The organism is Paenarthrobacter sp. E2MeOHC11, from assembly GCF_058744955.1.
In genome coordinates this window covers 1,386,481-1,399,463 of the sequence record NZ_CP196673.1, presented here as the reverse complement: position 1 = coordinate 1,399,463, position 12,983 = coordinate 1,386,481, and the positions used below count along the sequence as shown (strand labels likewise).

The window sequence follows — 12,983 nt, the reverse complement described above, 5'->3', positions numbered from 1 at the left end:
CCTTGCAGCAGCGTTAGGCGCGCACCGATTCCAGCTCATTGCCGATCCTCCGGGCCAACTCTTCCTCGCCGATGGTCTTCGAACCGCCGTGCGCGCGCAGGAACATCAGCGCTTCGAGGCGCAGGAACCGCCATTCGCGCTCGGCTTCGTGGTTGCCGTTGTCGATTGCGCGGAAGATTTCCTTGTCGTACAGATTGGGTTCGTTGAGTGAGCGCTGGCGGACCCTGGCATTGATCCGGGCCTTGAACGGGTCCTCTTCCTGGGACTCGGGTGCGCGCAGCAGCTTCTCGTAGACGGCGGCCCGTTCGGTCTGCCCGGCTTCGCGGCAGATGAAGCTGGACAGCGCCAGCGCCCGTTCGATCGACGCCCAGCGGTCCAGGTTTCCGTCGAACGGCAGCACGTTCAACAGGTCCGCCACGGCCAAGGCGTGGTCCGGATCGCGCAGCACGATGCAGAGGTCGAACGCGAGGTCGCTGAGGTCCCGGAGGCAGCTTCCGGACTTCGTATTGATTCCCTTGGCGAGCCGTTCGGACAGTACCTGCACGCCGTTCTTGCCTTTGTGGTTGGCGGCGGCGGCACGAACCACGGCTTCAGGGGTTCCGTCGGGCTCGGGGATAAGGGCCAGCTCTTCGGCGCCGGGGCCCGTGTACGCGGGCGGCGTTTCCGGGCGGGGAGGCACGACGACGGCGGGTCCGGCGGAAGCCTCGGCGTCGGTTTCCGCGGAGGTGCTGGAGCCTGAGGTGCTGGAGTCGGGGGCTCCCGATGCTGCGTCGCCGTCCGTGGCCGCATCACCTGGGCCGGCCGAAACTCCGTCACCCACAGGAACACTGGACCCGACAGCGATCCGCACCGTGCCGCCGTCGACCATTGTCACCAGTAGCAGCGCGGCCACGCCGTAGTCGTCATGCTGCACCTCGATGCTGCCGATTTCGGCGGCTGGCCCGTCGCCGGGCGGATAGACAAAATCTCCGGGCAACAGGTCCCCAGCCTGCTTCTCTCTGTATTGCTGTGTGGCTGGGCTGTGAGTCATCGGAAGTCCTTTGGTTCTCTTGGGGTCCGCCGTCCAGTCTACAAAGACCGGCCGGCCCGGGGGCGGGGACCCGCTAGAGAACGATGCCCGAGAAAGCCAGCGCCTGCCGCACGAGGTTCCCGCGTCCGCCGTCGAATTCCTGCTGGACGTTCTCGCTCAGCACCTCTTGGGGCGTCATCCATGTGAGTTCGAGGGCGTCCTGGCGGGGTTCGCATTCACCGGTCACGGGAATGATGTAGGCCAGCGAGACGGCGTGCTGGCGGTCGTCCGTGAAGCCGGTCTGCGACGGAGCCGGGAAGTATTCCGCCACGGTGAAGGGAACGGGGCTGATGGGCAGCTGCGGGAAGGCCAGGGGACCGAGGTCCTTTTCCATGTGCCGGAGGAGCGCCGCGCGGATCGTTTCACGGTAGAGGACGCGGCCAGAGACGAGGTAGCGGACCATGTTGCCGTCGGCGTCGCCCTGCAGGAGCGTGCCAACTTCGTTCACATACCCGAGCGGATCCAACCTGACCGGGACAGCCTCCACGTAGACCATGGGGAGGCGGCCGCGGGCTTCGAAGAGGTCTTCATCTGAAAGCCAGCCTGGATACGGGTCGGGTGTACGTACGCTCATGGTTAAGTTCTACCCCATCCCCAGCCGAAGTTCCTTGGTGGCGTCCCGGTGGCCGGACGGTTACGCTCTCGGCAGTATTACAGGGCCAGGATCGACTCGAGCGGTTCCCCGGATGTTATGCGCGCAAGGATGGCCGGCTCGGCCGCGTCCGACGCGAGCGCCTTCCCCAGCACCTCGCGGGCAGCTTCGGGGGAGAGGATGACCAGCCCGTTGTCGTCGCCCAGGATAAGGTCGCCGGGGTTGACCTCCACTCCTCCGCAGTGCACCGGAACATTGACGGCGGAGCCAGTCCCGTACAGGCGTTTGGTGGTCAGGCATGACGTCCCGCGGGCGAACACCGGAAGGCCGGCCTCCCTCAGTTCCAGGACGTCGGTGGCCACGCCATCAACCACGACGCCGGCCGCTCCTTGGGCGAGCGCCGCGGCTGCCGTGACGGCCCCCACGGGCGCGTGCTGGTGGTCACCGCCCATGTCCACCACCAGCACATCGCCGGGACGGAGCGCCAGGAGTGCGTGGTTCATGGCGATGGCGTCGTGGTCCTCGATGCGTACGGTGACGGCGGGTCCGGCGATTTTCACGTTTGCCAGCAGCGACTGGATGGCAGGGGAGACGAAACCGTCCTCGAGGAAGTGGCCGATGGTCGGGTAGCTGACTGCTGCCAGGTCTCCAAGGAGTGTTGGGGTCATGGGGTTTCCTCAGGGGTGTCCGGCGTGATGTTGGCCAGCACTGCTACGCATTCGATTTCCAGGGATACGCCCCACAGGCTCACGCACACGGTGGTCCGCGCCGGCTTGGCGGTGCCGAAGTACTCCACGTACACCCGGTTGTATTCCTCCAGCTGGTCCTGGCTGGTCAGGTAGGTGTTGACCTTGACTACGTGTTCAAGGCTGGATCCTGCGGCTTCCAACACGCCCGCGAGGTTCTGGATGGTTTGCCGGACTTGCCCTTCAAAAGTGTCCGGCTGATGGTCCAGGCCGGTGATCGCGGGGATCTGGCCGGAGGTGAAGACAAAACCGTTGGCAATGACCGCTGGGGAAAAGGGCCCGACGGCGGGCGCCTGGCCGGGGATGCCAGCCAGGCGCCCGATGGTGCTTGGCTTCACTTCGCTGCCGCGGCTTCCGTGGAGCCGGCCAGGGCCGGAGCTTCATCGACGGCGTCGATGTTGCCGTACCGGGTCTCGGTCAGCAGGAAGAGGGCCACCAAGGACAGCCCGGCCGCGGCCATGATGTACCAGGCGATCGAGGAGCTCTGTCCCGTCATGCCCAGCAGCCACGTGGTGACGAACGGCGTGGCGGCGCTGCCCAGCAAGCCGGAGAGCATGTAGGCCACGGAGAGGCCGGAGTAGCGGACCTTGGAGCCGAAGAGCTCGGCGAGGAACGTGGCGATGGGGCCGTAGTTGGCGCAGAACGCGGTCATCATGGCCAGGTAAGCAACAAAGAGCAGTGCCACCGACTTGGTATCCATGAGCCAGAACATGGGGAACGCGAGGGCGGCCTCGGCGGCAACGCCGGCGAAGATGATCGGTTTGCGGCCGAACTTGTCCGAGAGCTTGCCGAAGAACGGGATGAGGAACAGCCCCAGGATGCAGGATGCCAGGACTACCCAGAGCATCAGGCTCTCGGAATGGCCCAGTTCCTTCTTGCCGTAGGAGACGCCGGAAGCAACCAGCAAGGTGAACGTGCTGCCCGTGGACAGGGTGGCGACGCCGCCAAGGACCACCTGCTTCCAGTACTTGGCCATCAGTGCGGCGAACGGCATCTTCGCCTTGGCGCCGGCGGTCTTGACGGCCTGGAAGGACGGGGTTTCCTCAATGTGCAGGCGGATGTAGATGCCCACGCTGACCAAGAGGACAGATGCCAGGAACGGGATACGCCAGCCCCACGAGTACAGGGCTTCGGTGCTGACCGTGGAGGCCACAATCAGGAATGCTACGTTGGCGATGAGGGTGCCGGCGGGAACGCCAACCTGGACGAGGGAGCCGTAGAAGCCGCGGCGGGCGGGAGGAGCGTGTTCAACCGTCATGAGGACGGCACCGCCCCATTCGCCGCCGAGGGCCAGGCCCTGGATGACGCGCAGGAACAGCAACAGGAGCGGGGCCATGATGCCGATGCTGTTGTAGTCGGGCAGCAGGCCGATGGCGAAGGTAGCCGCACCCATGGTCAGGAGGGACACCAGCAGCATGGACTTGCGGCCCAGCCGGTCACCGAAGTGACCGAAGATGATGGCGCCCACCATGCGGGCAATGTAGGCGGAAGCGAACGTACCGAAGGCCAGCATGGTGCCGACGATCGGATCAAAGCTGGGGAAGAAGATCTTGTTGAAGACAAGGGCCGACGCCGTCCCGAAGACGAAAAGGTCGTACCACTCGACGGTGGTGCCAATAACGCTGGCGAGGGCAATCTTGCGCATCTTTGCCAGGTCGAGCCTGGACGATGATGCGGGGGCAGTATCTACCGTGTGGGCCATCAGATTCTCCGGATGGGGTGCGGGGACGAGTGTCCGGTGCAAGGTAGCTACAACTATGGTGTGTGCCCGATCACACCATCAATGGCATAAATTCCATCAAAAGGGAGCTTGGAATGTGGAAACACACATCGGCTCGCCCCTGCGCGCGCGAGAGAGTTACGCCCATGCCACCACCAACCTGGCCGTCTTCGCGGGAACGGCGAGATCGATTCCCGTGAGCTCCTGGAAGCGGTTGAGCCGGTTGAGGATGGTGTTGCGGTGGCAGAACAGTTGCTCGGAGGTGACGGTGACGTTGCCGGTGGCCAGGTAGTTCCGGACCGTTTCGAGCAGGCGCTCGCGCTCGCCGCCCCGGCACTCCGCCAGGGCTTCCTCGAGTTCCGCGGCGAGGTCCAGCCCGGCGTCCTGCAGGTTTTGCTGGGCCAGTCGCGCCCAGGCCGAGTCGGCGGAGAGCGGTCCGGCATCGCGGGGACGCAGGAGTGCCGCGAGGCTCTCGGCTGTTCGGGCCGCTGTTGGGAGGGCGCGGAGGCCAAGGACCTCGGGCACGTAGCCGCAGGGGACGTTCACGACGCCGGGTGGCAGCTGCTGACCTTCGGCTTCCGGGCTGCGCGTCTCGCCACGGGGTTCAGGGCCGCGGGTCCGAACTGCAGGCAGAGCCCAGAAAACATAGGTGTTGCCGCCCGATTCATGCAGGAACAGCCGCTGCCGGAGGTGCTGCCCGGATCCGAACTGGGACGTTGCCGCCCTGAGCCGCGCCCCGGGATCGCCGCTGGCGGCAACCAGGGCAAAGCGTGATTCAGGGTTGATGCCCAATGCGGAAGCCACTTGGGCGGAGGTTTCCAACGAAGGGCTGCTCTGGTTGAACAGGCGGGCAATGAACTCGCGTTGAATGCTCGATTCTTCCTGGGCCATCCTGACGCGCTCGGTCAGGTAGCTGGTGTGCGTGCGGGTGGCGAACTCGTCCACGACGCTCCACACCTGGTCCACCCGTGTCGCCAGCAGGGCGGCGTCCGCAGTGTCGGCGATTTCCAGCAGTTCGGCCCACAGAATGCTGAAGTCCAGGCGGACGGCAGAGGTGAGGGACTCTGGTGGAATACCGGCCCTGGCCCGCTTGGAACCGAGGTCCGAGGCGAAGTCGAGCAATCCTTCGCTGCTGTCCGCCTTGCCATTCCTGAGGCCGCTGATCAGGCGCCGGAATGTCTCCCGCGCGGTCTCCTGGATTTCCAGGACCGTCACTTGGCTTTCGCCGTATTCGGGGATCTCGCGAACCCTCGTGGTGAAGGCCTGCGCCAAGGTGTCCAGCCTGCCTTCGAGCTCATCCACCAACTCGGCCCAACGAACAGAATGCCCTGAAGTTTCGGAATTGTGCATTCACACATTCTAGCGCCCTGATTCCGTGGTGTATCGCTAGTCTTTTTGGGGAAAACTACTGGCACTATGGATTGAGTCACACAAATTTGCCCGGGCACCCCCAACGTCCGGTCCCGTTCGCACTCATGGAGCAACTATGGCAAGCACGGTCAGCGGAGCCACGGACGCAAGTCCCACGGCAGTACGCGTCGTCGATGAAAGCGTTACCAAGAAGGTGGCCCTCGCTGCCCTCGTGGGCACTGCACTGGAATGGTACGACTTCTTCCTTTTCACCACAGCCGCTGCGCTGGTGTTCAACGCACAGTTCTTCGTTTCCCAGGACCCCTTCGTGGCGGCCATGGGTTCCTTCGCTACGCTCGCGGTCGGCTTCGTGGCCCGCCCGATCGGTGGCTTCATCTTCGGTGCCCTTGGGGACAAGGTTGGCCGCAAGAAGATCCTCATGGTCACGATCGTGGGCATCGGCATTGTCACCGGCCTCATCGGCCTCCTGCCGAACTACATGACCATCGGCCTGGCAGCCCCCATCCTGCTGGTGGCCCTGCGTATTGTCCAGGGCCTTGCCGTGGGTGGCGAGTGGAGCGGCGCGGTGATCATCGCCGTCGAGAATGCTCCAGTGGAGAAGCGCGCACGCTACGCCGCCCTGCCGCAGATCGGTTCCCCGATCGGCACCATCCTGTCCTCCGGTGGCTTCTTCGGCATGCTGTTCCTGGTGGGCCAAACGAACTTTGACGCGTGGGGCTGGCGCATCCCGTTCATCGCCGCCATCCCGCTGCTTGCCATCTCCCTGTGGATCCGCAGCCGACTCAGCGAATCACCCGAATTTGAAGCCCTGATGGAATCCGGGGAGACCGAACATGCTCCCATCCGCGGCGTCTTGAAGAACAGCTGGCGCCAGATCCTGGTGGGTATGTGCTCGGCGTTGCTCGGCATCGGCGGTTTCTACCTCATCACCAGCTTCGTGGTCTTCTACGGCACCAAGGTCCTCAAGCTGCCCTCTGAACTCCTGCTCATGGGCACCCTGCTGGCTGCAGCCCTGGAGATCGGCGCCCTCATCTGGGCCGGCCGACTGGGCGAGAAATTCGGCGCCAGCAAGGTGATCCTCTGGGGCGGCGTGGCCTCGGCGCTTATCGCAGTTCCCGTGTTCCTGGCCATCGACAGCCGCAACCCCGTCCTTGTTGTCCTGGGCATGATGATCGGCGTCGCCGTCCTCTCCATCCCGTACGCCGTCTCCGGTACCGCGTTGACTGCCCTGTTCGCCACGAAGGTCCGCTACACCGGAGTCGCCATCACGTCCAACACCGCCGGCGTCATCTCCGGCTTCGTGCCGCTGATCGCCACCGCCCTGGTGGCAGCCAACAACTCCTTCTGGCCCGGCGCCATCATCCTGCTGGTGGTTTCCGTGCTGACGGCGCTGTCCGGACTGTTCCTCCCCGCCCTTTCCATCGAAGAAGAAGGAATGAAGCATTGAGCACCACCACCGCAGGCCACCTGATTGTCGGCCAACTCGAACGGGCAGGCGTCAAGCGTGTCTACACCGTGCCGGGCGAGAGCTTCCTTGACGTCCTTGACGGCTTGCACGGCTCGCCGATCCAGAACGTGGTGGCCCGCCAGGAAGGCGGCGCCGGGTTCATGGCACTGGCCGAAGGCCGTCTGACCGAGCTCCCGGGCGTTGCCATGGTGACCCGCGGTCCGGGGGCAGCCAACGCCTTCATCGCCATCCACACCGCATACCAGGACGCCACGCCCTTGATCCTGTTCGTGGGCCTGATCCCGGTAGCCGACCGTGGCCGGGAGTCCTTCCAGGAGTTCGACATCAACGCCTGGTTCGGCAGCACGGCCAAGAAAGTGGTCACGCTCGACGACGCCGCCTCCGCAGCCCGCGTTGTGGACGACGCCATCTTCACGGCCCTCAGCGGCCGACCCGGCCCCGTAGTGATCGGCCTCCCGGAAGACGTGCTGGTACACGTCGTGGAGAACGCCACCGTCGAACCCCGCAGGATTGCCCGCCCGGAGCCAGCCCCCGTTGACCTGGATGAGCTGAACCAGAAGCTGGCGGCGGCACGCAAGCCGCTTGTCGTCGTCGGCGGTGAAGGCTGGACGCAGCAGTCCGGCGAGCAGCTGGCCGCCTGGGCAAGCCGCAACAGCATCCCGGTGGTGGCCGACTTCCGTGCCTACGACGCCGTCCCGCACCGCAGCGACGCCTACGCCGGCTTCCTCGGCTACGGCCGCAGCGACGCCAACGCCGAACGCCTGGACGACGCCGATCTGATCGTCTTTGTTGGCTGCGTTCGCGGTGACGTCCTCTCCGATGGCTACAAGCGCGGACTGAACGCCGACACCGTGGTGGTCAACGCCGACGCCAACCTCCTGGGCCACTTCGGCCGGGTGGACCAGCACATCATCGCCGATGTCACGGCGTTTGCCGCGGCCCTCCCTGGCACGGCCGGGGCGGGCAACCGCGAGGAAGGCTGGTTCGCCAGCGCCCGCGCCGATCAGATAACGTTCTCCACGCCCCGGCCCGACGGCGGCATCGGCGTCGACCTTGGCGTCGCCATGGAGGTTCTCACAAAGGAAATGGCCGACGACGCCGTCCTCACCTTCGGCGCAGGAAACCACGCCCTGTGGCCCGCACGGTATCTGGACCACAACTCGGCCAACTCCCTGGCCGCTCCGCGCAACGGCGCCATGGGCATGGGGATTCCCGCAGCCGTGGCAGCATCGCTGGCATACCCCGGCCGCCAGGTCATCTCCGTCGCCGGCGATGGCTGCTTCATGATGAATGGCCAGGAAATCGCCACGGCCATGGGCTACGGCGCCGCGTTCATCGTTTTGGTGGTGGACAACGGCATCTTCGCCACCATCCGCGAGCACCAGGAAGCGCACTACCCGGACCGCCCCTCCGGCACCCACATGACCAACCCGGACTTCGCCGCACTCGCCCGTTCCTACGGCGGCTACGGCGAGCGCGTGGACCGCACGGAAGACTTCGCAGCCGCGTTCCGCCGCGCCGTCGACTCCGGCCTCCCGGCCTTGCTGCACCTGCCGCAGGACCCCACCACGCGTTCTCCCAAGACTTCAACGAACTGACCGGAGCCTCCTGTGATTCAGCTTCAGAACATCATCAACGGCGAGTCCGTGGACGCCGCGGCCAGCCTGCCGTTCTTCGACCCCGCCACGGGCCAGCAGATCGGCATCGCGCCGGACAGTGACGCGGCCGCCGTCGACTCCGCCTTCCAGGCCGCTGCCGCAGCTTTCAAGAGCTACAAGCGCACGACGCCGGGAACGCGCCAGTCGCTGCTGTTGCAGCTGGCCGACCTCATCGAGGCAAATGTTGACCGTCTGGTCGAGGCCGAGGTTGCCTGCACCGGCAAGCCGTCCGCCCTCACCAAAGAGCTTGAAATCCTGCGCGGCGCGGACCAACTGCGCTTCTTCGCCGGAGCATGCCGAGTGGTTTCAGGGACGGCCCAGACTGAGTACGTGGAGGGCTTTTCGTCCACCATCCGGCGGGAGCCCATTGGTGTGGTTGCCCAGATTACGCCGTGGAACTACCCGTTCATGATGGCCATTTGGAAGATCGGGCCAGCCCTCGCGGCGGGCAACACCCTGGTCCTCAAGCCTGCCGACACCACCCCCTGGTCCACTCTGGTCCTGGGTGAACTGGCACAGCAGGTCTACCCGGCCGGCGTCGTTAACGTTGTTTGCGGTGGCCGCGAAGCCGGCGCCGCGATGGTGGACCACGACATCCCGGAGATGGTCTCCATCACCGGCTCCACCCGGGCCGGTGCCCAGGTCATGTCGGCGGCGTCCAAGACGCTCAAGGACGTTCACCTTGAACTTGGCGGCAAGGCGCCCGCCGTGGTGTTTGCCGACGTCGATATCCGGCGGACCGCCAGCGAAATCGCCCTTGCGGCCTTCTTCAATGCCGGCCAGGACTGCACCGCGGTGACCCGAGTGCTGGTCCACCAGGACATCCACACGGAATTCGCAGCAGCCCTGGCCGATGCCGCTTCCGCCTTGAAGGTAGGGGGCGAGGAGGCCGACCTTGGCCCGCTTAACAGTGCCGCCCAGTTGGAGCGGGTGGAGGGGTTCATGTCCCGGCTGCCTGCCAACGCCCGCGTCCTGTCCGGCGGCAAGCGCACCGGAACGGGCTTCCACTTTGAGCCGACAGTCATTGACGGTGTGTTCCAAACCGACGAAGTGGTGTGCGATGAAATCTTCGGTCCCGTACTGACGGTCCAGCCGTTCTCCACCGAGGAAGAAGCGATCGAGCTCGCCAACGGCACCAAGTACGCGCTGGCATCGAGTGTGTGGTCCGAGAACCATGGCGTAGTCACCCGCGTGTCCAACGAACTCGACTTCGGCGCCGTCTGGATCAACTGCCACCAAGTGATCCCGGCCGAAGCACCGCACGGTGGCTTTAAGCACTCGGGCACCGGCAAGGATCTCTCGGTGTTCGGCCTCGAGGACTACACCCGCATCAAGTCCGTCACCACCTCGCACCGCTAGAACCTGACATGAAACTCGACCTCCTCCTGCGGAACGCAGACATCATCACCATGGATCCGGACCGCCCCGTGGCCAGTTCGCTGGGCATCTGGAAGGGACGCATCGTGGGCCTCGACGAGGACCTGGACGGCTTGGACGCCGTCGAGGTCCTGGACCTCGCCGGGGCGACGCTCACTCCGGGCTTCATCGACGCCCATTGCCACACCACGTGGTTCGGGCTGGGCCTGGCGGAACTGGACGTGTCCGGCGCGCGCGGCCTGGAGGAGCTCTATGAGTTGCTGCGGGGCGCTGTCACAAACGCCGGGTCCGACGGCGAGGGGTGGCTTTTCGCCACCGGTTTCAGCCAGACCCAGCACGGCGGTTCCTTCCCGGATATCGACGAGCTTGATCGGATCACGGGGGAGCGGCCGCTGTTCATGCGGCACAACTCAGGGCACATGGCGGTGGTCAACACCGCTGCGCTGCGGCTGGCAGGTGCCGAGTCGCCGTCGTTCCCCGATCCCGACGGCGGCGCGATCGTCCGTGACGAAGCGGGACGGCCCACGGGACTCGTCCAGGAGACGGCCCAGGAACTGATCCAGCAGCTGATCCTGCCGTATGCCTTGGAGGACATCGAGGCCGCCCTTGAACGGGCAACGCTGTATTACGCCTCCGAGGGCATCACGAGTTTCACCGAAGCCGGAGTGGGCGGCGGCTGGATCGGGCACAGCCCGGCCGAGCTCGCCGCCTACCAGGGCGCTGCGGCCACCGGCCGGCTGCACGCCAGGGCACAGGTGATGCCGGTGCTGGACGTACTGCACGGACTCAACGGCCATTCTTCGGACAGCCCAGGTGCCGCGCCGGCCGGACTGGATCTTGGCATCACCAGCGGATTCGGGAACGAGTTCCTTTCCCTCGGCCCCGCCAAGGTCTTCCTGGACGGCTCACTCCTGGGCGAAACCGCTGCCGTGAGCCACGAGTTCTGCAGCCACGGACACAAGGACAACCGAGGCAATACCGGCTACTTCCAGGCGGACCCGGCCCAGCTGCGGGAACGCATCGAGGCCGCCTACGCCGCCGGCTGGTCCATTGCCGCGCACGCCATCGGGGACCGGGCCGTGGACCTCGCCGTGGACATCATCACGGATTGCCAGGCTGCGTATGGGCCGCGCCGCGTGCCCAACAGGATCGAGCACGCCTCCATGACCCGTCCGGAGCAGCTCGAGAGGCTTGCGGACGCCGGCATTGCCGTGACACCGCAGGCGAGCTTTTTCCGGGACGGCGGGGACGGCATGACCGCTTCGCTCGGACGGGACCGCCTGCCGTGGGCCTACCGGGCAGCCAGTTTCCTGGAAGCCGGAGTGACGCTTGCCGGAAGCTCGGACCGGCCCGTCGCCGACGGAAACGTCCTGCGTGGCATGCAGGCGTTCGTGGACCGCCGGACCGAATCCGGCTCGGTGTTTGGGAACCCGGCGGAGCGCCTGACACCCCACCAAGCATTGGCCGCCTACACGTCCGGAGCCGCCTCAGCAACGGGTTCCCTTGCGGACAAGGGCACCCTGTCAGCGGGCAAACTCGCCGACTTTACTGTCCTTTCCGCTTCACCGTTGACGGCACCGGCCATCAGCGAACTGCAGGTCCTGGCCACCGCCGTCGGAGGCCGCTTTACCTACCAATCACCCGACTTCCAAGCGGCACTTTCCCCGGAAAGTCCGTTCGCGGCGCGTGTTTCAGCCACCCAGAGCTCATAGGGGAGACCATGACAACCACCACAAGTTTCACCACGCAGGACACCGCGTTCGTCCAGGACTTCCGGACCATGAGCGCCTTCGGTGCCACTGAGAACGGCGGCGTGGACCGCCAGGCCGCCACCATTCCTGACGGTGAACAGCGCCGCTGGCTGGCAGGCCTCCTTGAGCAGCACGGCTTCACCGTGAAGTTCGACCACGCCGGGAACCAGTGGGGCCTCTACGAAGCCGTGCCCGGTGCACCCTTCGTGGTGGTCGGCTCGCACATGGATTCACAGCCGACGGCGGGACGTTACGACGGCGCGTACGGCGTCCTCGCCGCCGCCCACGCCGCGTTCCGCCTGGCAGCCCGCTGGGAAGCCGGCGCCACTGCACCCAAGTTCAACCTCGCCGTCGTCAACTGGTTCAACGAGGAAGGCAGCCGCTTCAAGCCGTCCATGATGGGCTCGTCCGTCTACACCGGCAAGCTGGAACTTGAAGACGCCCTCAACACCAAGGACGCCGCCGGGGTTACCGTCCGCGATGCCTTGGACGCGATCGGCTGCCGTGGAACCTTTGAAGGGCCGGAGGCGGCCTACTGCGCCGAGATCCACATCGAGCAGGGCCGCAGCATGGAACGCGAAGGCGTCACGATTGGCCTGGTCAGCTCCAACTGGGCTGCGAACAAGTACGAGTTCGTGGTCCACGGCGAGCAGGCGCACACGGGTTCCACGGTGATCGCAGACCGGAAGGACGCGCTGCTCGGCGCCTCGATGCTGGTGGTTGCCGCGCGCGAACTTGCCGATCGCTTCCCCGGCGCCCTCCACACCTCCGTGGGGCAGCTGAACGTGTACCCGAACTCGCCCGTGGTGGTGCCCTCCCGCGTGAACCTGCTGCTGGACCTGCGCAGCGCCGATGAAGCGGTCCTGGCCGAGGCCGACGCCCTGCTGCACGCCCGCATCACGGAGATCGAACGGCTGGCCAATGTCTCGGTGGAGAAGCACCATTCACACTCCTGGGCCGTCACCCCGTACCAGCCGGAGGGCGTTGAGCTCGCGGCGAAGGTGGCCGCCGACCTGGGCCTGTCCAACAAGGAAGTCATGACCCTGGCCGGACACGACTCCACCAACATGAAGGACCTCGTCCCCACCGTGATGCTGTTTGTGCCGAGCGTGGATGGCATCTCCCACAACGAGCACGAATACACCACGGACGAGGACATCGTTGCCGGACTGACCATGCTCACCGAAGTTGTCGGCCGGCTTTGTGATGGGGTGTTGGAGGACTAGCTGCT

General features: G+C 65.7%; 11 protein-coding genes. 5 read left to right on the top strand and 6 right to left on the bottom strand.

Going from position 1 to position 12,983, the window contains the following annotated elements; translation table 11 throughout:
- Window positions 1-13: 13 nt before the first annotated feature.
- The 6 genes from ACSSVG_RS06370 to ACSSVG_RS06345 form a co-directional block, all read right to left on the bottom strand.
- The gene (locus ACSSVG_RS06370; RefSeq protein ID WP_492417955.1) at window positions 14-1,030 is read right to left on the bottom strand and encodes a DUF6707 family protein; all 1,017 of its coding nucleotides are present in this window, start codon (window positions 1,028-1,030) and stop codon (window positions 14-16) included.
- Window positions 1,031-1,103: 73 nt separating this feature from the next.
- Window positions 1,104-1,643: an NUDIX hydrolase family protein gene (locus ACSSVG_RS06365; RefSeq protein ID WP_091465301.1), complete on the bottom strand. Its 540-nt coding sequence runs from the start codon at window positions 1,641-1,643 to the stop codon at window positions 1,104-1,106.
- 77 nt (window positions 1,644-1,720) lie between these two features.
- The gene (locus ACSSVG_RS06360; RefSeq protein WP_492417953.1) at window positions 1,721-2,329 is read right to left on the bottom strand and encodes an RraA family protein; all 609 of its coding nucleotides are present in this window, start codon (window positions 2,327-2,329) and stop codon (window positions 1,721-1,723) included.
- Window positions 2,326-2,745, bottom strand: coding sequence for a RidA family protein (locus ACSSVG_RS06355; protein ID WP_492417951.1), 420 nt, complete (start codon window positions 2,743-2,745; stop codon window positions 2,326-2,328). Before ACSSVG_RS06355 ends, ACSSVG_RS06360 begins: the two co-directional genes overlap by 4 nt.
- Entirely contained in the window at window positions 2,742-4,109 is a 1,368-nt protein-coding gene (locus ACSSVG_RS06350; protein ID WP_253466387.1) for an MFS transporter, read from the bottom strand. Before ACSSVG_RS06350 ends, ACSSVG_RS06355 begins: the two co-directional genes overlap by 4 nt.
- A 156-nt stretch (window positions 4,110-4,265) precedes the next feature.
- Window positions 4,266-5,477, bottom strand: coding sequence for a PucR family transcriptional regulator (locus ACSSVG_RS06345; RefSeq protein ID WP_492417949.1), 1,212 nt, complete (start codon window positions 5,475-5,477; stop codon window positions 4,266-4,268).
- Between the two features lie 136 nt (window positions 5,478-5,613).
- On the opposite strand from ACSSVG_RS06345, the gene ACSSVG_RS06340 reads away from it, so the two are divergent.
- Genes ACSSVG_RS06340 through ACSSVG_RS06320 form a run of 5 tightly spaced genes read left to right on the top strand, consistent with a single transcriptional unit; the run spans window position 5,614 to window position 12,978 of the window.
- Entirely contained in the window at window positions 5,614-6,945 is a 1,332-nt protein-coding gene (locus ACSSVG_RS06340) for an MFS transporter (protein ID WP_231340602.1), read from the top strand.
- Window positions 6,942-8,564, top strand: coding sequence for a thiamine pyrophosphate-dependent enzyme (locus tag ACSSVG_RS06335; RefSeq protein WP_492417947.1), 1,623 nt, complete (start codon window positions 6,942-6,944; stop codon window positions 8,562-8,564). Before ACSSVG_RS06340 ends, ACSSVG_RS06335 begins: the two co-directional genes overlap by 4 nt.
- Window positions 8,565-8,576: 12 nt before the next feature.
- Window positions 8,577-9,983 (top strand): gamma-aminobutyraldehyde dehydrogenase, encoded by a 1,407-nt coding sequence (locus tag ACSSVG_RS06330; RefSeq protein WP_492417945.1) that lies wholly within the window; start codon window positions 8,577-8,579, stop codon window positions 9,981-9,983.
- Window positions 9,984-9,991: 8 nt separating this feature from the next.
- Entirely contained in the window at window positions 9,992-11,713 is a 1,722-nt protein-coding gene (locus tag ACSSVG_RS06325) for an amidohydrolase (RefSeq protein ID WP_492417944.1), read from the top strand.
- A gap of 8 nt (window positions 11,714-11,721) precedes the next feature.
- Entirely contained in the window at window positions 11,722-12,978 is a 1,257-nt protein-coding gene (locus tag ACSSVG_RS06320) for a M20 family metallo-hydrolase (RefSeq protein ID WP_231340598.1), read from the top strand.
- The last annotated feature ends 5 nt before the right edge of the window (window positions 12,979-12,983 follow it).

Bases quoted from the DNA above. Each gene is read 5' to 3' on its own strand.
- ACSSVG_RS06370 (WP_492417955.1), bottom strand. From the start codon at position 1,030: ATGACTCACAGCCCAGCCACACAGCAATACAGAGAGAAGCAGGCTGGG.
- ACSSVG_RS06365 (WP_091465301.1), bottom strand. From the start codon at position 1,643: ATGAGCGTACGTACACCCGACCCGTATCCAGGCTGGCTTTCAGATGAA.
- ACSSVG_RS06360 (WP_492417953.1), bottom strand. From the start codon at position 2,329: ATGACCCCAACACTCCTTGGAGACCTGGCAGCAGTCAGCTACCCGACC.
- ACSSVG_RS06350 (WP_253466387.1), bottom strand. From the start codon at position 4,109: ATGGCCCACACGGTAGATACTGCCCCCGCATCATCGTCCAGGCTCGAC.
- ACSSVG_RS06345 (WP_492417949.1), bottom strand. From the start codon at position 5,477: ATGCACAATTCCGAAACTTCAGGGCATTCTGTTCGTTGGGCCGAGTTG.
- ACSSVG_RS06340 (WP_231340602.1), top strand. From the start codon at position 5,614: ATGGCAAGCACGGTCAGCGGAGCCACGGACGCAAGTCCCACGGCAGTA.
- ACSSVG_RS06325 (WP_492417944.1), top strand. From the start codon at position 9,992: ATGAAACTCGACCTCCTCCTGCGGAACGCAGACATCATCACCATGGAT.
- ACSSVG_RS06320 (WP_231340598.1), top strand. From the start codon at position 11,722: ATGACAACCACCACAAGTTTCACCACGCAGGACACCGCGTTCGTCCAG.